The 19023-nt window shown below is 67.4% G+C and carries 20 protein-coding genes; 2 read left to right on the top strand and 18 right to left on the bottom strand.

Annotated features, from left to right (window positions below):
• Nucleotides 1-16: 16 nt before the first annotated feature.
• The 16 genes from metK to cyoE all read right to left on the bottom strand — a co-directional run bounded on the left by metK (nt 17) and on the right by cyoE (nt 16451).
• Nucleotides 17-1210, bottom strand: a complete 1194-nt coding sequence (metK, locus tag E3O65_RS10400; protein WP_134363657.1) for a methionine adenosyltransferase — start codon at nt 1208-1210, stop codon at nt 17-19.
• 121 nt (nt 1211-1331) lie between these two features.
• Entirely contained in the window at nt 1332-2546 is a 1215-nt protein-coding gene (gene coaBC / locus E3O65_RS10395; protein ID WP_134363656.1) for a bifunctional phosphopantothenoylcysteine decarboxylase/phosphopantothenate--cysteine ligase CoaBC, read from the bottom strand.
• A 22-nt stretch (nt 2547-2568) separates the two neighbouring features.
• On the bottom strand, nt 2569-2826 hold the full coding sequence (gene rpoZ, locus E3O65_RS10390) for a DNA-directed RNA polymerase subunit omega (protein ID WP_134363655.1): 258 nt from the start codon (nt 2824-2826) through the stop codon (nt 2569-2571).
• A gap of 61 nt (nt 2827-2887) precedes the next feature.
• Nucleotides 2888-3808: a guanylate kinase gene (gene gmk / locus E3O65_RS10385; RefSeq protein WP_134363654.1), complete on the bottom strand. Its 921-nt coding sequence runs from the start codon at nt 3806-3808 to the stop codon at nt 2888-2890.
• Nucleotides 3801-4715, bottom strand: coding sequence for an orotidine-5'-phosphate decarboxylase (pyrF, locus tag E3O65_RS10380; RefSeq protein WP_134363653.1), 915 nt, complete (start codon nt 4713-4715; stop codon nt 3801-3803). Before pyrF ends, gmk begins: the two co-directional genes overlap by 8 nt.
• Nucleotides 4712-7999, bottom strand: coding sequence for a carbamoyl-phosphate synthase large subunit (gene carB, locus E3O65_RS10375; RefSeq protein WP_134363652.1), 3288 nt, complete (start codon nt 7997-7999; stop codon nt 4712-4714). Before carB ends, pyrF begins: the two co-directional genes overlap by 4 nt.
• A complete protein-coding gene (gene carA, locus E3O65_RS10370; protein ID WP_174722292.1) occupies nt 7999-9192 on the bottom strand; it encodes a glutamine-hydrolyzing carbamoyl-phosphate synthase small subunit in 1194 nt (397 codons plus the stop codon). Before carA ends, carB begins: the two co-directional genes overlap by 1 nt.
• Nucleotides 9176-9709 carry a PH-like domain-containing protein gene (locus E3O65_RS10365; protein ID WP_134363651.1) on the bottom strand — a complete coding sequence of 178 codons (534 nt, stop codon included), beginning with the start codon at nt 9707-9709 and terminating at the stop codon, nt 9176-9178. Before E3O65_RS10365 ends, carA begins: the two co-directional genes overlap by 17 nt.
• Nucleotides 9702-11051, bottom strand: a complete 1350-nt coding sequence (locus tag E3O65_RS10360) for a dihydroorotase (protein WP_134363650.1) — start codon at nt 11049-11051, stop codon at nt 9702-9704. The genes E3O65_RS10365 and E3O65_RS10360 overlap by 8 nt, the downstream gene beginning before the upstream one ends.
• Nucleotides 11052-12002 carry an aspartate carbamoyltransferase catalytic subunit gene (locus tag E3O65_RS10355; protein ID WP_134363649.1) on the bottom strand — a complete coding sequence of 317 codons (951 nt, stop codon included), beginning with the start codon at nt 12000-12002 and terminating at the stop codon, nt 11052-11054.
• A complete protein-coding gene (gene pyrR, locus E3O65_RS10350; RefSeq protein WP_134363648.1) occupies nt 11999-12583 on the bottom strand; it encodes a bifunctional pyr operon transcriptional regulator/uracil phosphoribosyltransferase PyrR in 585 nt (194 codons plus the stop codon). The genes E3O65_RS10355 and pyrR overlap by 4 nt, the downstream gene beginning before the upstream one ends.
• A 310-nt stretch (nt 12584-12893) precedes the next feature.
• On the bottom strand, nt 12894-13883 hold the full coding sequence (locus tag E3O65_RS10345; protein WP_134363647.1) for a thioredoxin domain-containing protein: 990 nt from the start codon (nt 13881-13883) through the stop codon (nt 12894-12896).
• Between the two features lie 22 nt (nt 13884-13905).
• Entirely contained in the window at nt 13906-14325 is a 420-nt protein-coding gene (gene nusB / locus E3O65_RS10340) for a transcription antitermination factor NusB (protein ID WP_134363646.1), read from the bottom strand.
• Entirely contained in the window at nt 14325-14885 is a 561-nt protein-coding gene (efp, locus tag E3O65_RS10335; protein WP_104100509.1) for an elongation factor P, read from the bottom strand. Before efp ends, nusB begins: the two co-directional genes overlap by 1 nt.
• A gap of 111 nt (nt 14886-14996) precedes the next feature.
• Entirely contained in the window at nt 14997-15446 is a 450-nt protein-coding gene (locus tag E3O65_RS10330; RefSeq protein WP_134363645.1) for a type II 3-dehydroquinate dehydratase, read from the bottom strand.
• Between the two features lie 54 nt (nt 15447-15500).
• On the bottom strand, nt 15501-16451 hold the full coding sequence (gene cyoE, locus E3O65_RS10325; RefSeq protein ID WP_166785723.1) for a heme o synthase: 951 nt from the start codon (nt 16449-16451) through the stop codon (nt 15501-15503).
• A gap of 152 nt (nt 16452-16603) precedes the next feature.
• On the opposite strand from cyoE, the gene E3O65_RS10320 reads away from it, so the two are divergent.
• Both E3O65_RS10320 and lepB read left to right on the top strand, forming a co-directional pair.
• Nucleotides 16604-16777, top strand: coding sequence for a YegP family protein (locus tag E3O65_RS10320; RefSeq protein WP_134363643.1), 174 nt, complete (start codon nt 16604-16606; stop codon nt 16775-16777).
• Nucleotides 16778-17047: 270 nt separating this feature from the next.
• Nucleotides 17048-17743 (top strand): signal peptidase I, encoded by a 696-nt coding sequence (gene lepB / locus E3O65_RS10315; protein ID WP_134363642.1) that lies wholly within the window; start codon nt 17048-17050, stop codon nt 17741-17743.
• On the opposite strand, the gene E3O65_RS10310 is transcribed toward lepB, so the two are convergent.
• Complete coding sequence (locus E3O65_RS10310) at nt 17715-18566, bottom strand: SixA phosphatase family protein (protein WP_198411645.1); 852 nt, start codon at nt 18564-18566, stop codon at nt 17715-17717. The genes lepB and E3O65_RS10310 overlap by 29 nt on opposite strands.
• Before the next feature lie 36 nt (nt 18567-18602).
• Complete coding sequence (locus E3O65_RS10305; protein WP_134363641.1) at nt 18603-19007, bottom strand: hypothetical protein; 405 nt, start codon at nt 19005-19007, stop codon at nt 18603-18605.
• Nucleotides 19008-19023: the final 16 nt, after the last annotated feature.

Genomic DNA, 19023 nt, shown 5'->3' with positions numbered 1-19023 from the left:
CGGCGCCCCTGCCGGGTCACAGTCCGGCAGCGCTTCTCAGCTCGTCGACGCGGTCGAGGCGTTCCCAAGTGAAGTCGGGCAGCTCGCGCCCGAAATGGCCATACGCGGCGGTCTGGGCGTAGATCGGGCGCAACAGGTCCAGGGACTGGATGATGGCCGCCGGGCGCAGGTCGAAGACCGCACGGATGGCCCCGGTGATGTCCCGGTCGGGCATGACCCCGGTGCCGAAGGTCTCCACGTAGAGCCCAACCGGCGAGGCCTTGCCGATGGCGTAGGCCACCTGGATCTCGAGTCGCTCGGCGAGCCCGGCGGCCACGGCATTCTTGGCCACCCAGCGCATGGCGTAGGCGGCCGAGCGGTCTACCTTCGACGGGTCCTTGCCGCTGAACGCGCCACCTCCGTGTCGGCTGGATCCGCCGTAGGTGTCGATGATGATCTTTCGGCCGGTGAGACCGGCGTCGCCCTGGGGGCCACCGATCTCGAACCGTCCGGTGGGGTTGATCAGCATGTTCAGCCCCGACGCGTCGAGGTCGATGCGGTCGAGCACCGGGCGAATGACGAGCTCCTCGACCTCCGCGCGGAGTTGCTCGTTGGACACCTTCGGTGAGTGCTGGGTCGACAGAACGACGGTCTCCACCGTGCGCGGCGTGATGCCGTCGTAGCCGATGGTGACCTGGGTCTTGCCGTCGGGCCGGAGGTAGTCGAGCTCCCCGGACTTGCGCACTTCGGCGAGGCGTTCGGCGAGGCGGTGCGCGATCCAGATCGGGATCGGCATGAGCTCGGGGGTCTCCCGGGTCGCATAACCGAACATGATGCCCTGGTCGCCGGCGCCCTGGCGGTCGAAGTCATCGACGCTGGACTCCTCGCGGCGCTCGAAGGCGTTGTCGACTCCCTGGGCGATGTCGGGCGACTGGCCGCCGATGGAGATCTCCACGCCGCAGGAGCGCCCGTCGAACCAGACGTCGGAGGAGTCATAGCCGATGTCCGTGATGCACTTGCGCACGATCGACGGAATCTCGACGTAGGCCTCGGTGGTGACCTCACCCGCGACGTGCACGAGCCCGGTCGTGACGAGGGTCTCGACGGCGACCCGGCTGTGTGGGTCTTCCGCCAGGAGGGCGTCGAGGATGGTATCGGAGATCTGGTCGCAGATCTTGTCGGGGTGACCTTCGGTTACCGACTCCGAAGTGAAGAGGCGTAGTTCGCGCATCTGGCCCGTCTCTGTTGGTGAACAACGTGTAAAAGAAATGAACGTGCTAAGGGGCCGAAACGGTGGAGCCCGGCCGTTGCCGGCAGCCGGAAACGGCTGTGACCGGATGCCCGGGATCGACTCAGGCGATCAGGTCAAGAATGCGGCCGGCCACCGACATTTTGGTTCCGGAGGCCTCACACACTATATCTCCGCTGCGATCGAGCACCGTGATCTCGTTACGGTCCGAAGCGAACCCCTCGGTCCAGCCCACACGGTTGAGCACCAGAAAGTCACAGCCCTTCCGTGCCATCTTGGTCCGGCCGAGGGCAAGCAGACGGTCCGCGTCCGGTTCCGTTTCCGCCGCGAAGCCGATCAGGACCTGCCCAGGCTGTCCCGCTGCGGCGAGCCCGGCGAGGATGTCCGGGTTGCGGATCAGCTCGAGCAGAAGGGTGTCGCCGGTATCGTCCTTCTTGATCTTGTCGGCGCGCACTGCAGCGGGCCGGTAGTCGGCCACTGCGGCCGCCATGATCACGGCGTCAGCCCCGGCGGCGGCATCCGTGACGGCCGCCTGGAGTTCCAACGCCGTGCCCACGAGCCGCACGTCGGCCGACGCGGGGGCGGCAACCTCCAGGTTCGCGGAGATCAGCGTCACCCTGGCCCCCCGGGCCAGGGCGGCCTGAGCCAGGGCGACGCCCTGCTTCCCACTTGACCGGTTGCCGAGGAAACGCACGGGGTCGAGGGGTTCGCGGGTGCCACCTGCGGTGATCACGACATGCTTGCCGGCGAGATCGGAACGGCGCCCCACGGAGAGGTCGGCCGCGTCGAGGGCCACGAGGGCGGCGGCGACGATGGTGTCGGGCTCTTCCATTCGGCCGGCCCCGGTGTCAGAGCCGGTCAGCTGACCGACACCCGGTCCGACGACGATGACGCCGCGGGAGCGCAGGGTGGCCACATTCGCGACAGTGGCCGCGTTGTTCCACATCTCGGTGTGCATCGCCGGCGCGATCACGAGCGGTGCGGTGCTGGCCAGGATGGCGTTGCCGAGCAGGTCGTCAGCGAGACCGGCGGCCAGCTTCGCGATGGTGTTCGCGGTCGCCGGGGCCACAACGATGAGGTCGGCGGACTGGCCGATGGCCACGTGCCTCACCTCCGCGACGCCCTCGTAGAGGTCCGTGTGCACGGGGTTGCGGGAGATCGCCTCCAGGGTGGGCTTGCCGACGAAGCGCAGCGCAGCAGGCGTGGCCACAACATGCACGGAGTCGCCACGCAACACAAAAGCACGCACGACGTTGACGGCCTTATAGGCAGCGATGCCGCCGGTTATCCCGACGACGATCGTGCGACCTGACGACATCCTGCGTGCTTGGTGGGGTGCGTTACTCGACGATGGGGCGTGAGACGAGCTTGTCCTCGTTGATCTCGCGCAACGCGACGGACAGGGGCTTGTCGTCGACGGTCGAGTCAACGAGCGGACCCACGTTGTCGAACAGGCTGCCCTCGTGCAGGTCCGCATAGTAGTCGTTGATCTGACGAGCGCGCTTGGAGGCGAAGACCACGAGGGCGTACTTGGAGTCGACCTTGGTGAGCAGGTCGTCGATGGGCGGGTCGATGATGCCAGTGAGCTTGGTAGCCATTGGTGTCACTCCTTCAGAGCGGTTTGTGCTGCGATACGCGCAGAATCACGGAAAAAGGGCGCTACGGCAGCAGTGGCGCCGTACGCAGATTCATCAAGTCTACGACCTCACGCGCCGCTTCGCCCACGTCGTGGTTGACGACCCGATAATCGAACTCCCCCTGGGCGGCCAATTCAAGCTTGGCCGTCTCGAGTCGGCGTGCCTGTTCGGCGGGCGCCTCGGTGTCGCGCCCGATCAGCCGGCGCACCAGTTCGTCCCAGCTCGGCGGGAGCAGGAACACGAGTCGGGCCTCGGGCATGGCCCGGCGAACGGACCGTGCTCCCTGGATGTCGATCTCGAGGAGCACGCTGTTCCCTTGGCTCAACGCCTCGCTGACCGGGCCACGCGGGGTGCCGTAGCGGTACGCGTTGTGCACGGTCGCCCATTCGAGCAACGCTCCGGCCTCGACCATCCGGTCGAATTCGGCGTCGTCGATGAAGAAGTAGCTCACGCCGTCGATCTCGCCTGGGCGCGGGGCACGGGTCGTGGCCGACACCGACAGGTGCACGCCGGGGTAGTGCTGACGGATGTACCCGGCGACAGTGCCCTTGCCGACCGCAGTCGGTCCGGCGAGAACGACGAGCTTGGCGGAGGAATCGCCACGCCGGGACGAAGTGCGCGTGGTGAGAAAATCTCGCAGCCGATCGCGCTGATGCTTGCCAAGACCTCCTAGGCGCTTCGACGGTGAGATCTCGAGCTTCTCCATGATGCGGTGCATCTTGGTGACACCGATCGCTGGAATGCTGATCAAGAACTCGGTCACACGCAGGCGCCCCTCGACACCTTCCGGACTCTCGGTGGCGGTGGAAAGCACGTCGAGTGCCGTGCGTTTTCCTTGGGCGATCTGGCCTTTCACACCGGCGCGGGCACGACGGGCCGTCACGGCGGCGCGCGAGGCGGCAACCCGATCGACGTCGGGTGGGGTAGGGCGATTCTCAGCCACGGGCAGCTCCTGCTTCAACTACTCGGCGCGCAATCGCCTGTCTGATTCGGTCGGGGCCGGCCGATAAAACGCTGCGCGATTCACTCACGATAACGCCTTGAGCGTACCCCCCGTACAAGTTCCTCAGATCGGCGACTTGCGCGCCCTGATGCCCGAAGCCGGGAGCGAGTATGGGGGTGAGTCCCAGGGCGGGTGCCGCGGAGAGGTCGAGACCAAACGCGGTGAGGTCGAGTGTGGCGCCCAGGACGACACCGAACGAACCGAATGTGTCGGCCCCGGATCGGGCATTTCGCAGGCTGACGGCGTCGAAGACGGCCCCGGCGACGGTGCGACCGGCCTGCGGGCCTTCGGCGAGCACGGCCCGCTGGACGGTCGCCGCTTCGGGGTTGGAGGTGGCCGCCAACAGGAAAAGGCCCTTTCCTGACCGACCGGCCAGGGTGAAAACGGGGTCGAGTGAGCCGACCCCCATGTACGCGTTCACGGTGATGGCGTCGACCTCGAGAGCCGAGCCCGCACTCAACCAGGCCTCCCCGTAGGCCTCCGCACTGGTGCCGAGGTCGCCGCGCTTGACGTCGGCGATCGTGAGCAGGCCGGCCGCACGCGCATCTGTGAGCACCCGTTCGAGGGCCACGTACCCGGCCGACCCGAAACGCTCGTAGAAGGCCACCTGAGGCTTCACCAGGCCGACCTGACCGGCGGCGGCTGCCACCACCTGACGACCGAAGGACTCGGCGCCCCCCGCCGTGTCGGGAAGACCCCAATCGCCAAGGAGCCAGGAGTGCGGGTCGATGCCCACGCAAACCGGTCCCCGGAGGTCGAAGGCGAGACGGAGCCGGTCGCCGAAGGACGGACGTGCAAGAGCGCCGACCGGACTGGTCGACCCGCTCGTATCAGGCGCGCCGGTCACAGTGCCGCGGTACGGGTGGCGGCGTATTCCTGCAGCGAAGTCACCTCGAAGCCGCCGCGGATGGCGTCGATCGAGGCCACGGCGGCGCTCAGCTCGGCGATGGTCGTGAACAACGGCAGGTCCGCGGCCACTGCGGCGGCGCGGATCTCGTACCCGTCGGCCCGGGCGGTGCGCCCGCCGGGCGTGTTGATGACGATCTGCACCTCTTCGCGGCGGATCAGCTCGACGATCGAGACGTCGGCCTCATCGGCCTTCTCACTGAACTTGGTCACGATCGTTGCGCGGATGCCATTGCGCTGCAGCACCTCGGCGGTCCCCTCCGTGGCGGTGATCGTGTAGCCCAGCTGCTGCAGGCGCAGCATCGGCAGGATGATCGCGCGCTTGTCCCGATCCGAGACCGACACGAAGACGGTGCCGGTGAGCGGGATCCCGCCGTACGCGGCGAGCTGGCTCTTGGCAAAGGCTCGCGGGAAGTCACGGTCGATGCCCATGACCTCGCCGGTCGAGCGCATCTCCGGGCCGAGCACGGAATCCACGACGAGGCCCTCGGGCGTGCGGAACCGGTTGAACGGCAGAACGGCTTCCTTCACGGCGACCGGGGCGTCCATCGGCACCCGCGAACCGTCGATCAGGGGCAACCTGCCCTCGGCCTTGAGCTCGGCGATCGTCTTGCCAACCATGATCAGCGCGGCAGCCTTGGCCAGGGTGATGCCCAGAGCCTTGGCCACGAACGGCACGGTGCGCGAGGCGCGCGGGTTCGCTTCAAGCACGTAGAGCACACCGGCGCCGATGGCGAACTGCACGTTGAGCAGGCCGCGCACGCCGATGCCGCGGGCGATGCTCAGTGTGGCCTCACGCACCCGGTCGATCTCGGCGCGGCCGAGAGTCACCGGCGGCAGGGTGCAGCTCGAGTCGCCGGAGTGGATGCCGGCCTCTTCGATGTGCTCCATCACGCCGCCGATGTAGAGCTCGGTGCCGTCATAGATGGCGTCCACGTCGATCTCGATGGCGTCGTCGAGAAACCGGTCCACGAGCAGCGGATGCGACGGGCCGATGATGCCCTGGCCGGCCATCCGGTTGAAGTAGTCGGCCAGCGACGCGGTGTCGTAGATGATCTCCATGCCCCGGCCGCCGAGAACGTAACTCGGGCGTACGAGCACGGGGTAGCCGATCTCCTCGGCCACAACGACGGCGCCCGCGTGGTCGGTGGCGACTCCGTTGCGGGGTGCCAGCAGTCCCGCTTGGTCGAGGATGCCGGAGAACAGTCCGCGCTCCTCCGCCAGGTCGATTGCCGCCGGGCTGGTCCCGAGGATCGGGATACCCTCGGCCTCGAGGCCCTTGGCGAGGCCGAGCGCGGTCTGGCCGCCCAGCTGCACGACCACGCCGACGAGTTCGCCGCTTTGGCTTTCGGCGTGAATGACCTCGAGCACGTCCTCGAGGGTGAGCGGCTCGAAGTAGAGCCGGTCCGAGGTGTCGTAATCGGTCGAGACCGTCTCCGGGTTGCAGTTGATCATGATGGTTTCATAGCCGGCCTCGGAGAGGGCGAACGAGGCGTGCACGCAGGAGTAGTCGAATTCGACGCCCTGTCCGATCCGGTTCGGGCCGGAGCCGAGAATCACGACCTTCCGGCGGTCGCTGGGAACGACCTCCGTTTCCTGGTCGTAGCTGGAGTAGTGGTACGGGGTGAGCGCGGGGAACTCCCCCGCGCAGGTGTCGACGGTCTTGAAGACCGGGCGCACGCCGAGGATGTGGCGCACCGTGCGCACATCCGCTTCTCCGAAGCCGCGCAACTCGCCGATCTGGGCGTCGGAGAAGCCGTGGTCCTTGGCCGTGCGGAGGATGTCGGTGTCGAGGCGCTCTGCGGCTGCGATCTGGTCGGCGATCTCGTTGATCAGCACGATCTGGTCGATGAACCAGGGGTCGATTTTGGTGGCTTCGAAGACCTGCTCGATGGACGCGCCCTTGCGGAGTGCCTGCTGCACGGTCACGATGCGGCCGTCGGTCGGCACTTCGGCGACCGTCAGCAATTCGTCGACCGAGCGGGACTCGGCACCCCAGTGGAAGGACGAGCCGCGCTTCTCGAGTGAGCGGAGCGCCTTCTGCAGGGCGGACGCATAGCTGCGGCCGATGGCCATCGCCTCGCCCACAGACTTCATGGTGGTGGTCAGTCTCTGGTCGGCGGCGGGGAACTTTTCGAATGCGAACCGGGGAACCTTGACCACGACGTAGTCGAGGGTGGGCTCGAAACTGGCCGGGGTGACGCCGGTGATGTCGTTCGGGATTTCGTCGAGCCGGTAGCCGAGCGCGAGCTTCGCGGCGATCTTGGCGATCGGGAAGCCGGTCGCCTTGCTGGCAAGGGCGGAGGAACGGGAGACGCGCGGGTTCATCTCGATCACGATGATGCGACCGTCGGCCGGGTTGATCGCGAACTGGATGTTGCAGCCGCCGGTGTCGACGCCGACAGCGCGGATGATGTCGATGCTGATGTCGCGCAGCTTCTGGTACTCGCGGTCGGTCAGGGTCAGCGCCGGCGCGACGGTGATCGAGTCGCCGGTGTGCACGCCGACCGGGTCGACATTCTCGATCGAGCAGACGACGACCGTGTTGTCGGCCGTGTCGCGCATCATCTCGAGTTCGTATTCCTTCCAGCCGAGGATGGACTCCTCGAGGAGGACCTCGCTGGTGGGGCTCTGATGCAGGCCGTCGCCGACAATGCGGCGCAGATCGTCTTGCGTGTAGGCGAAGCCGGAACCGAGGCCGCCCATGGTGAAGGAGGGGCGCACGACGAGCGGGTAGCCGAGGTCGCCGGCGAACCCGACGGCCTCCTCGACCGTGTGGGCGATGAACGAGCGGGCGACGCCGGCGCCCACGCCCTGCACCAGCTGCTTGAAGATCTGCCGGTCCTCACCCTTCTGGATGGCATCGAAGGAGGCGCCGATCAGTTCGACATCGTATTTGGTGAGGATGCCGCGCTCGTGCAGCTGGATGGCGGCGTTGAGAGCCGTCTGGCCGCCGAGGGTCGGGAGGATCGCGTCGGGGCGTTCCTTCTTGATGATCGTCTCGAGGATCTCCGGGGTGATCGGCTCGATGTAGGTGGCGTCGGCAAAGTCGGGGTCGGTCATGATGGTGGCCGGATTGGAGTTGACCAGGATGACTCGCACGCCCTCGGCGCGCAGCACGCGGCAGGCCTGGGTGCCGGAATAGTCGAACTCGCAGGCCTGGCCGATCACGATCGGTCCCGATCCGATGACGAGAACGCTGTTGATGTCGTCGCGCTTGGGCATTACTTGGCGTCTCCTGCTCCGGTGGTCGCATTGCGCGCGACTACCACGTCCCTGAACCGATCAAAAAGGTACTCGGCATCGTGCGGGCCAGCCGCCGACTCCGGGTGGTACTGCACCGAGAAGGCGGGGACGTCGAGGCAGCGGATGCCCTCGACCACCTGGTCATTGAGGCTGTAGTGGCTCACCTCCACCCGGCCGAAGCCGGTACGGGACTCGTGTACTCCCTCGATGGGCATGTCCACGGCGAAACCGTGGTTCTGCGAGGTGATCTCCACCCTGCCGGTGGTCTTGTCGAGCACGGGCTGGTTGATGCCCCGGTGTCCGAACGGCAGCTTGTAAGTGCGAAAGCCGAGGGCCCGGCCGAGCAGCTGGTTGCCGAAGCAGATGCCGAAGTAGGGCACTCCAGCGCGCAGAACTTCCTGCAGCAGTGCCACGTGGGCGTCGGAGGCAGCCGGGTCGCCGGGGCCGTTCGAAAAGAACAGGGCCGACGGGTTGAGGGACAGCACATGCTCGGCGGTGACCGACTGCGGCAGCACCAGAACCTCGAAGCCGCGGGCGGCGAGATGGTCCAGGGTGGACGTCTTGACCCCGAGGTCCAGCACGGCGACCGAACCGATCTTCTCGCCCTGAGCTGGCACCGAGAACGGTTCGACGGTGGATACCTCGTCGGACAGGTTGCGGCCGCGCATACCGGCGCCGGAGCGCACCAGCTCAAGTTGCTCGCCGTCGGAGAGGGTGAGGCGGTCGCCCGAGAATATGCCGCTCTTCATGGCACCGGCCGAGCGGATGTGACGGGTGACCGCACGCGTATCGATACCGCTGATCCCCACGACTCCCCCGGCCGTCAGGTCGTCGTCGAGGCTGCGGGTGGACCGGAAGTTCGAGGCGATGCGGGCGGGCTCGCGCACGATGAAGCCGGAGACCCAGATGCGGCGGGATTCCATGTCTTCGTCGTTGGCGCCCGTGTTGCCGATATGCGGCGCCGTCATCAGCACGATCTGCCCGGCGTAGGACGGGTCGGTGAGGGTCTCCTGGTAGCCGGTCATCCCGGTGGCGAAGACGATCTCGCCGAGGGCCTGTCCCCTGCTGCCGTAGGCACGGCCTTCGAAGCGGCGGCCGTCTTCGAGCACGAGCACGGCAGGAGTCGGTCGGTCGGGGGTCGTTGCGTTGCTCACGCTACGCCTCGCTTTCATCACGCGCGACCGGGCGCAGGGCATCGGCCGCAATGGTTCGGATGGCGTCGTTCACGCTGACGCGGTCGGAAGGGTCAAGGATGCGGAAATAGCTGTCGACGATCTGGACCGGGGTTCCGGCCAGGCGCCAGCCGAGCAGCAGCAGGCCGTCGGTCTCAACGGCGCGGTCGATCGCGACGCTGGCGTCTTCGAGCACAGCCACGGCTGAGGCGGGGATGAAAACGGCCTCCTCGCCGGCCAGGGCTAGGATCACGCCGGCGTCGGTCACGGTCAGACGGGCGCGAGCCCGGAAGCCCAGGCCTCGGATGTTCAGGCGTTCGAGTGGCTGGGCGCGCAGGGTTGTGGCGACGTAGAGCACCGCGGCGGAGGCGATGACGCGGGCGGTGTCGAACGGCAGTGGGTAGCCTGCCGGCAGCTCGGCGTCGCGTCGGCCGCGTCGGCGCCAGCCGCGCAGCATGAGTCCGAGCACGCCGAGCAGCACCCCGACGGTGATGACGGTGGCGATGGTCCTAGCCATGGGTGCGCTCCCCGTGTGCGGCGATCTCGGCGGCGGGGCGCAGCACGCCGTCGAGCACGGTGGCGTAGCCGCGGTGGAAGGTGGCCTGTACTCGCCCGGGCAGGGTCATCGCCAGGTAGGGCGAATTGGCGCTCCTGCCGGCCAGATTGCCGCGATCGAAGACCCGGCTCGCGGTCGGATCGTACAGCGTGAGCTCGGCCGGTCCGTCAACGAGAAGCCCCTGCCCCTGGCCGGCAAGGCGACCGATCCGGGCGGGTGTACTGGAGAGAACCCGGGCCACGTCCGTCCAGGAGAGCAGGCCGGTGTCGATGACGGAGGCGTGCACCACGGAGAGGGCGGACTCAAGGCCGACCATGCCATTCGCCGCAGCGTCCCACTCGCAGTCCTTTGCCTCGATCGGGTGCGGGGCGTGGTCGGTGGCCACGATGTCGATGGTGCCGTCGGCTAGTCCGGCGCGCAGGGCATCGACGTCTTCCCGGCGGCGCAGCGGCGGGTTGACCTTGAACCGGGCGTCGTAGCCGACCACGAGGTCCTCGGTCAGCAGCAGATGGTGGGGAGTGGCCTCGGCCGTCACCTGAATGCCACGGGCCTTGGCCCAGCGGATGACGTCGACCGAGCCGGCCGTGGACACGTGGCACACGTGCAGGCGTGACCCCACATGCTCGGCGAGCAGCACATCGCGGGCGATGATCGACTCCTCGGCCACCGCCGGCCAGCCGACCATCCCGAGCTCGCTGGAGAGGGCGCCCTCGTTCATCTGGGCCTTCTCGGTCAGGCGCGGCTCCTGGGAATGCTGGGCGACGACGCCGTCGAACGCTTTCACATACTCGAGGGCGCGGCGCATCAGGAGAGGGTCGGACACGCAGAAGCCGTCGTCGGAGAAGACCCGCACCCGGGCGCGGCTGGTTGCCATGGCGCCCAGTTCGGCCAAACGCTCCCCCGCAAGCCCGACGGTGACAGCGCCGACCGGCTGCACGGTGACGTAACCGGCCTGCTCACCGAGCGCCAGCACCTGGTCGACGACGCCGGCGGTGTCCTGGACCGGTGAGGTGTTGGCCATTGCGAACACACTGGTGAAGCCGCCCACGGCCGCGGCCTGACTGCCGGACAGGATCGTCTCGCTCTGTTCCCCGCCGGGTTCACGCAGGTGCGAGTGCAGGTCGACCAGTCCGGGGAGGGCGATCAGGCCGGATGCGTCGATGACGGTGGCACCGGCGCGGGAGAGTCCGGAACCGATTTCCGCGATGCGCCCGCCGGCGAGGACAAGGTCGGTGCGCGTGCCGTCCGGGAGCGTCGCGCCCCGGATCAGGTACGGCGTGCTGGCAGCGCTGTCGCTAGACATCTATGAATCCTCCCGATCGCCGGACAACAGCAGGTACAGTGCCGCCATCCGCACTGAAACACCGTTTGCGACCTGTTCGCGCACGGTTGAGCCGGCCGAGTCGGCCGCCGCTGAAGAAATTTCCAAGCCGCGATTCATGGGGCCGGGGTGCATCACAATGGTAGTCGGAGCCAAACGGCCGAACCGCTCATCGTCCAGTCCCCAGCGGCGCGAGTACTCGCGGCTGTTGGGGAAGAAGGCGGCGTTCATTCGTTCCTGCTGGATGCGCAGCATCATCACCACGTCGGGCCCGGCGTCGATGGCAGCGTCCAGGTCGAAGCCCGACTCGGCCGGCCAGGCGCTCATGTCCATGGGCAGCAGGGTGGGCGGCGCGATGAACGTCACATGCGCGCCCAGTGTGGTGAGCAGCCACAGGTTGGAGCGAGCCACGCGCGAGTGCAGCACGTCACCGACGATGGTGACCGTGACCCCGTCCAGGCCCTTGCCGCGGGCGGCACTCCTGTGCAGCCGGCGCCGGATGGTGAACGCGTCCAGCAGCGCCTGGGTCGGATGCTCGTGCGTTCCGTCGCCTGCGTTGATGATGCCCGCGTCGATCCAGCCGCTTTCGGCGAGCACATGCGGCGCCCCGGAGGCCGGGTGACGGATGACGACCCCATCCGCGCCCATCGCGGCGAGGGTCTGAGCAGTGTCCTTGAGGCTTTCGCCCTTCGACACGCTCGAGCCCTTGGCGCTGAAGTTGATCACGTCCGCGCTGAGCCGCTTCGCGGCGGCCTCGAAGGAGATCCGGGTGCGGGTGGAGTCTTCGAAGAACAGGTTGACCACGGTCTTGCCGCGCAGGGTGGGGAGCTTCTTCACCTCGCGGTTCGCGACATCCGCCATGTCCTCTGCGATGTCGAGCAGCCGGATCGCGTCGCCCCGGCTCAAGCCCTTGGTGGAGAGGAGGTGCCTCATGACGCGTCCTCCGCAGCTCCGTCGTCAGCGACCCTGCCGTCGAGGCGCCCGCCGTCGATGCTGACGAATTCGTCGCCGTCGACCTCCAGCAGGTGCACGTTGATACGTTCCTCGGTCGAGCTCGGCAGGTTCTTGCCCACGAAGTCGGCCCGGATGGGCAGTTCTCGATGGCCTCGGTCCACGAGCACGGCGAGTTGAACGATGGTCGGGCGCCCGTGGTCGCCGAGTGCGTCGAGGGCGGCACGGATGGTGCGGCCCGAGTAGAGCACGTCGTCGACGAGCACGACCGTGACACCGTCGATGCTGCCGGGCACCTCAGTGCGCGTCGGCGTGCGGGTGCGCGTCTGGCCCAGGTCGTCACGGTACATGGTGACGTCGAGCGAGCCGACCCGCACATCTGACGCGGTGGGCTCGATGCGCGCGATGGTCTCGGCAATCCGCCGGGCGAGAGCGACGCCGCGGGTGGGGATACCCAGTATGACGAGGTTCTCCGCGCCTCGATTGGACTCCAGGATCTCGTGGGAGATCCGAGTCAGCGCTCGAGTGATATCAGCCTGGTTCAACACAGTTCGTGCCATCAACCCGACCTCCTTCCCCGCCTCACCGGACGGCTGTTAAAGGATGTCTTTTTCCGTGGTTCATCGTAGCACCTGGCCGGAGCTACTCCGGTCGGCGCACCTCTCCGCACCCAGGTTGGGCGGTGACGGGGTGAGCGCCCCGGCCGGACCCGTCGGCCTGGTATGCCGGCACGAGGCCGACGAGGTCCAGCCCACAGTGAGCTGCCTGCCGCCGCAGTGGAGACCCGGTTTCGCACCCTGCGCACATACTCGGCCTTGGCGGCACCGAGGTGAGCCTGACGCCGCAGGCGAGCCTGCGCTGGCCCGGCGCGGCTCAGCCGAGCGAGTTGGCCGTGAGGAAGGCAAGGAACTCGGCCGGGTCGGTCAACCCGCCGTAGTAGACGCCGCCGTTGACGAGAACCGTCGGGGTGCCCTGGATCTGGCTGATCTCGGCATCCGCGATCGAGCCGTTCACGGCCTGCTCGGTGTTGGCCTGGGACCAGGCCTGGTAGTCACCGGACGCCATGCACCCAGTGATGTCCGCGGGGCCGTCGGCGAGAGCCGCAAGTTCGGAGTCGGTGAGCCCCTCGGTGTCCTCGGCGGGCTGGTTCGCGAAGAGGGCGGCCTGGAAGGCGAGCAGACTGTCCGGATTGAGAGTGGCCTGGCAGGTCAGCGCGGCAGATGCGCGAGTGGAGTAGTCCGTGCCCTGCGACATCCGATCGAGGAAGGTGAGTGAGTGCAGCCGGAGGGTGATGGTGCCGTCGGAAACGAGGGCGGCCAGTTGGGCGCCGTTCGTCTCCTCGAACTGCCGACAATACGGGCACATCGGGTCGAAGTAGACATCGACGAGCTGCGGCCCGGTGCCGACCGAGAGGAAGCCCTCGTCGAAGCGGGCCGCGCCAACCGTGCCCGTGGCCAGGGTCCCGTTCGACTCCCCTGTCTGCGGCTCGCTCCTCTGCGGCTCGCTGGAGGAGGAGGTCAGGGGCAGGCCGGCAGCGGTTCCGCCTGCCACGGCAAGGACGAGCGGGATCACCGTCGCAGCGAAGACGATGACGATCGCGACCACCAGAACCTGGCTCGCGATACCCACGTAGCCCAGCACCAGGCCGGTGACGGCAAGGCCGTGGCCCGATTCGCCCGTGCGCCGGATCTGGCCCAACGCGATGTGGCCGGTGATCACGGCGGCCAGGGAGACGAAGAAGGCGGACACGAGCGAGATGATCGCCAACGTGTTCGTCTTCGGCCCTACCGGGGTCGGCCGCTGCGCGGAAGCCGGCGGATACTGCTCCAGTGACCGTGTCGGATCGTTCTCGGTGTTCGTCATGCTGCCCCCCTGGCAGGCCGGATTACGCGGATGGTGCGGTTTGGGCGATGCGGCCGAGGAGTCCGTTCACAAAGCCGGCCGAGTCATCCGTCGACAGGATCTTGGCGGCCTCGACGGCCTCGTCGATGGCGACGGCGTGCGGAACGGCGTCGTTGAACAGGATTTCCCAGATGCCGATGCGCAGGATGGCACGGTCGACCACAGGCATGCGCTTCAGCGACCAGCCCTGCGAGTATGTTTCGATCAGTTCGTCGATCTCCTCGCGGTGGTCCACGACACCGTCGATGATGTCCCGGGCATACAGCCACGACGCCATCCGCGCCGGCTCGTTCGCGGCGCGCTGCGCCTCGATCGCGAGCGACTCCGGGATGGTGCTCTGCCGTACGTCGGCGGCATACAGGATGTCGATCGCGCGCTTGCGCGCCTTGGTCCGAGCGCTCACTAGTTGACGCGGCCCAGGTAATCGCCCGTACGGGTGTCGACCTTGACGCGGGTGCCCTGTTCGAGGAACAGCGGAACCTGGATCTGGAACCCGGTCTCGACAGTGGCCGGCTTGGTGCCGCCGGTCGAGCGATCACCCTGCAGGCCCGGCTCGGTATAGGTGATTTCAAGGACGACGGATGCCGGCAGTTCCACGTAGAGCGGGTTGCCGTTGTGCAAGGCGATCGTCACGTTCTGGTTCTCGAGCATGAAATTGACGGCATCGCCCACGACGACAGCCGGCACGTGCAGCTGGTCGAAATCGGACACGTCCATGAACACATAGGAGTCGCCGTCCGCATACAGGTACTGGAAGTCCTGGCGGTCCACGTTCTCGGTCTCGATCTTGGCGCCGGCGTTGAAGGTGCGATCCACGGTCTTGCCCGTGACGACGTTCTTCAGCTTGGTGCGGACGAAGGCGCCGCCCTTGCCCGGCTTGACGTGCTGGAAGTCGGTGACGGCCCACAGCTGGCCATCGATGTTGAGTACGACGCCATTTCGGATATCGGCGGTTGATGCCATGAAAGGTGTTCCGTTCACTTGGTTCAATTAGGAAGGTGCGCGGCCGATTCGGCCTCAAACGAGTGTAGTTGCCCCGCAGCCCGTGCACCAACGACGGTACCGGGCCGCGGATCAGGCCGCCGGCGACAGGGAACGCGTGATGAAGTCGAGGGCCAGCCGGTAGGAGTCGAAGCCGAACCCGGCGATCACGCCGGTTGCCACGGCACTGACCACACTCGTGTGGCGGAATGTCTCCCGGGCGTGCGGGTTGGACAGGTGCACCTCGACCAAGGTGATGCCCGCCTTTGTCACCAGGGCCGCGGCATCCCGGAGCGCGTAGCTGTAGTGCGTGAATGCCGCCGGATTCAAGATGACGGGGATGCGCTCATCGACGGCTTCGTAGAGCCAGTGGATGAGTTCGGCCTCGTCGTCGGTCTGGCGTAGGTCCACCGTGACCCCCTCCGGCGCGGCCAGCGTCAGGGTGGTGCGGAGCTGCTCGAGGTCGGCGGACCCGTAGACGTCGGGTTCGCGGCTGCCGAGCCGCCCCAGGTTCGGACCATTCAGAACGAGGACTGTACTCATCCCCACAGCCTAAGGGAGCGCGTGGGTGCTGCTGGTTAGGCAGGGACGGTCAGGTCAGGGCAGGACCGGACCGACCGAGATCATCAGGCAGTAGACCAGGATCATTACCAGCGAATACCGGAACATGCGCCTCGCCCAGGCCGCGGGATCGGCTGCGCGCAGTCCGACGATACCGAGCCAGATCCAGTATGCGCCGAGCACACCCATCATCGCGGTGTAGACGTAGCCGACGTAGCCGAACACCGGCAGGAGCAGGGTCGAGACGACGAATCCGATGGTGTAGACCAGGATCTGCACGGTGGTGTTCGGGATCCCCCGCACCACGGAGATGACCGGAACGCCGGCACGGGCGTACTCGTCATGCCGGTAGATGGCGATGGAATAGAACTCGGGCATCTGCCAGAGGAAGACGGCCAGGAAGGCCAGCACGGCCCCGACGTCGATGTCCCCGGTGACGGCGACGTAGCCGGCCAGGATGGGAGCAGCACCGGAGACGCTGCCGACCAGGGTGCCATGGATCGACAGTCGTTTGGACAGCATCCCGTAGAGCACGACGTAGACCAGGAAGCCGCCGAGGCCGACGACCACGACCAGCCAGTTCGTCCACGCAACGAGCATCGCCATGCCGAGCACGAACAGCACAGTGGAGAAGATGACCGCATTGCGCACGCCGATGCGCCCGGTGACCGTGGCTCGTTTCTTGGTGCGTTCCATGACCGTGTCGATGTCACGGTCGAGAACGTTGTTGAGCACGGTTGCCGAGGCGATCACGAGGGTGGTGCCCACGCACAGCGCGGCAAACAGAAAGAGGTCCACCTGGCCCCGGGCGGCCAGCAGGAAGCCCGCCGCGGCCGTCAGGGCGTTGCCGTACAGCACGCCGGGTTTGGTCAGGGAGTAGTAGCGGGTGACAGTGTCACGCACGCTGGTGCCGTTCGCCCGTCCGGCGAGCGCCCCGTCGGTGCCGTCCACCCGATTGCGAACGAAGAATGGTGCGCGCACAGTCATGCGAAAAGGGTTCCCATCGGGTTGCCGGACGTATCCAATCATAAGCCGCAAACCCTGTGCGCGCCCCGTGCCTCTATCGGGTGTCCGGCACCGGAGGTACGGTGTGAGAACCGGCCGTCCGGCCGGAACGAGGCCAAGGGCAAGGGTGTGACATGGCCGGCAAATTCGAGGTCTACCGGGATGCGTCCGGTAGCTTCCGTTTTCATTTCGCCGCGGACAGCGGCCAGACCATTCCGTCGCCGGAGCGCTACCGCACGGAGGACGAAGCACGAGAGAGAATTGAGTCGCTCCGTGCGAACATAAGCCCGCGCCGGCCAACCAGCTGACCTGGCACCGGTCCCGTCGCATCCTCCTGGAACAGCTGATCAGGTTGCCCCGGAAACCCCGAGCTGGGCCTTCGGCCCTGTGGCGGAAACGGACATCAGTTCGGTCAAACGCACGACATGGCTCGTCAGGGGCGGGAGCTTCATCCGATGCCGGGCCCAGAGAAAGTGCCGCATCGCCCCACAATTGCCCAGCGGGGGCATACTGACCTCTGATTGCCCGCCGTGCCGCTCCCAGCCAGTGCCCCCCTCCCTCATCTCATCAGGGGAAAAATGTCAGATTACAACAGCGTGACGCACCGGCCCCACACCGAGCACCGCGGGCGCCGACTGCTCCGGGACCTGGTCGTCATCGTCGTCGTGGCCGTGTGGATCTCGCTCCTCACCAAGGCGTTCCTGGTGCGCTCGTTCTACATCCCGTCCGGATCGATGCAGGAAACCCTGCAGATCAATGACCGCATCGTCGTCAACGAGTTGGTCCCCGACCTCATCGGGCTGGATCGCGGCGATATCGTGGTGTTCACAGACCCCGGCGGATGGCTCGCTTCGGCGGAGGGGGTCGCGACCCGGCCAGGGAACCCGGTGACCGACGCCATGGGGTGGCTCTTCGATGCTGCCGGCCTGGGTGACGAGGACGCAACAGACCACCTCGTCAAACGCGTCATCGGCCTGCCGGGTGACCGGGTCGCCTGCTGCGACGCCTCGGGTCGCACAACCGTCAACGGCGAGCCGATCACTGAGCCCTACCTCAAGCTGCCCCCGGGGACCACACGCGCCTCCGAGAACGACTTCTCCGTGACCGTGCCGGCGGAGTCGCTCTGGGTAGAGGGCGACAACCGGTACAACTCGGCGGACAGCCGTCTGCAGACCGACACGCCCAGCCAGGGATTCGTGCCCGTTGGCAACGTGGTCGGCCGCGTATTCGTGGTCAACTGGCCTCTCAGTCGCTGGTCCTGGCTGGACGACTAGCCGCCCGCGCCGGCCACCCGTCGCGCAGCGTCCCCAGCCGGCCTGTCCACGCTGCGCCTGATGGCGATGGATGCCAGCTACCTGTGCACCCTGCTGCGCGAATTCGAACCCACCAGCCCGAACCTGGTCGGGGCACCGCCGGCATCCGCCTCCCGTCATCTTCGGCTTCCTGGTAAGCGGCGGGGAGACGGTGATCTCCGTAGTCATCGTTTGCGCCCTCATCATCGCCCTCGTGCAAGGCGCGCTCCCGACCACCACGCTCACCCTCCTCGTGCGCATGATCCTCACCGGCTCTGATCCGCCCGCGCCCGGATGCCAGAAGTGCCGCCTCGGACTGACCGGCGGATGCCCAGGAACCGTCCCAAACGATCACGGCGAGGGCCGAGGTGGGCAGAGCGACCGACATGCGGGTGAGTCGGGCGACCAGTTCCTCAAAACCTGGGTTGTGGCCCACGAGCACGACGGCGTGCGCCTCGTCGGGCAGTGCACGCACCACGTCCAGGAGCTCCCCGCCCGTCGCGGCGTAGACCCGGTCGTCTATCCGGGACGGCGGGACCGCGGGAAGCTCGGCCGCGACGAGTTCCCAGGTCGCCCGCGCCCGCGCGGCCGGCGACACCACGGCCAGATCGATGCGAGAGACGAGGCGGGCCAGCCGCTCCCCGGCCTGCGGGGCCTGCCGGAGCCCCCGGGCGGCCAGCGGTCGATCGAGGTCCCCTTGCCGGCCCTGCCAGTCCGACTTGGCGTGACGGAGCAGGATCAGGGTGCGCTCAGGCATCCGCCGCTCCGCATGTGCAGGGTTCGACTCGGGGCCGGTGTCGGTCATGGTGTCAGTCTGCCACCGCGCTCTCACCGGGCGCAGTCACCCCACGAGTTCACAGACGCCCTCGTCGTGGGCGACGAACAGTCCCGTGATGCGCAGCAGGCTGCCGAAGGATGCGCGGAGTTCCCGGCCCCAGGCCTGGTCGACCGCGGTCAGGGCAGCCGTTCCCGGGCGCTCGAGGGTGAGGATGACGCTGCCTCCCGGGCCATACTCGGCGAGAATCTGGTTGACCGCGGAGGCCAAGACGGCGACGCCACCCGGTTCGGGACGCAACGGGATGCCGCCGACGGGGATGAGCAGGGGGATCTGCCAGCCGCGGGCGTCTAGAAGCATGAACCAGAGCTGATGGCTGGTCGGGTGGCCGACCAGCTCGAGCACGCGTTCTCGCGCCTGCTCGGTGGTCGTCACGGGGGCGGCGTCCTCGACGCGGAGCGGGGTTGTCATACGAAACAGATTGGCC

This window comes from Cryobacterium breve (assembly GCF_004402375.1).
Classification (GTDB): Bacteria; Actinomycetota; Actinomycetes; order Actinomycetales; family Microbacteriaceae; genus Cryobacterium; species Cryobacterium breve.
Note: the sequence above shows the minus strand (reverse complement) of the source record. Positions and strands in the feature narration are given on the sequence as shown.

What these genes read in the sequence shown, in the direction of transcription:
- lepB (WP_134363642.1), top strand. Translation starts at nt 17,048, where the DNA reads ATGTCAGATTACAACAGCGTGACGCACCGGCCCCACACCGAGCACCGC.
- E3O65_RS10310 (WP_198411645.1), bottom strand. Translation starts at nt 18,566, where the DNA reads ATGACCGACACCGGCCCCGAGTCGAACCCTGCACATGCGGAGCGGCGG.
- E3O65_RS10305 (WP_134363641.1), bottom strand. Translation starts at nt 19,007, where the DNA reads ATGACAACCCCGCTCCGCGTCGAGGACGCCGCCCCCGTGACGACCACC.
- E3O65_RS10355 (WP_134363649.1), bottom strand. Translation starts at nt 12,002, where the DNA reads ATGAGGCACCTCCTCTCCACCAAGGGCTTGAGCCGGGGCGACGCGATC.
- carA (WP_174722292.1), bottom strand. Translation starts at nt 9,192, where the DNA reads ATGAAAGCGAGGCGTAGCGTGAGCAACGCAACGACCCCCGACCGACCG.
- E3O65_RS10330 (WP_134363645.1), bottom strand. Translation starts at nt 15,446, where the DNA reads ATGAGTACAGTCCTCGTTCTGAATGGTCCGAACCTGGGGCGGCTCGGC.
- E3O65_RS10360 (WP_134363650.1), bottom strand. Translation starts at nt 11,051, where the DNA reads ATGTCTAGCGACAGCGCTGCCAGCACGCCGTACCTGATCCGGGGCGCG.
- E3O65_RS10365 (WP_134363651.1), bottom strand. Translation starts at nt 9,709, where the DNA reads ATGGCTAGGACCATCGCCACCGTCATCACCGTCGGGGTGCTGCTCGGC.
- coaBC (WP_134363656.1), bottom strand. Translation starts at nt 2,546, where the DNA reads ATGTCGTCAGGTCGCACGATCGTCGTCGGGATAACCGGCGGCATCGCT.
- carB (WP_134363652.1), bottom strand. Translation starts at nt 7,999, where the DNA reads ATGCCCAAGCGCGACGACATCAACAGCGTTCTCGTCATCGGATCGGGA.
- E3O65_RS10345 (WP_134363647.1), bottom strand. Translation starts at nt 13,883, where the DNA reads ATGACGAACACCGAGAACGATCCGACACGGTCACTGGAGCAGTATCCG.
- efp (WP_104100509.1), bottom strand. Translation starts at nt 14,885, where the DNA reads ATGGCATCAACCGCCGATATCCGAAATGGCGTCGTACTCAACATCGAT.
- rpoZ (WP_134363655.1), bottom strand. Translation starts at nt 2,826, where the DNA reads ATGGCTACCAAGCTCACTGGCATCATCGACCCGCCCATCGACGACCTG.
- cyoE (WP_166785723.1), bottom strand. Translation starts at nt 16,451, where the DNA reads ATGACTGTGCGCGCACCATTCTTCGTTCGCAATCGGGTGGACGGCACC.
- E3O65_RS10320 (WP_134363643.1), top strand. Translation starts at nt 16,604, where the DNA reads ATGGCCGGCAAATTCGAGGTCTACCGGGATGCGTCCGGTAGCTTCCGT.
- metK (WP_134363657.1), bottom strand. Translation starts at nt 1,210, where the DNA reads ATGCGCGAACTACGCCTCTTCACTTCGGAGTCGGTAACCGAAGGTCAC.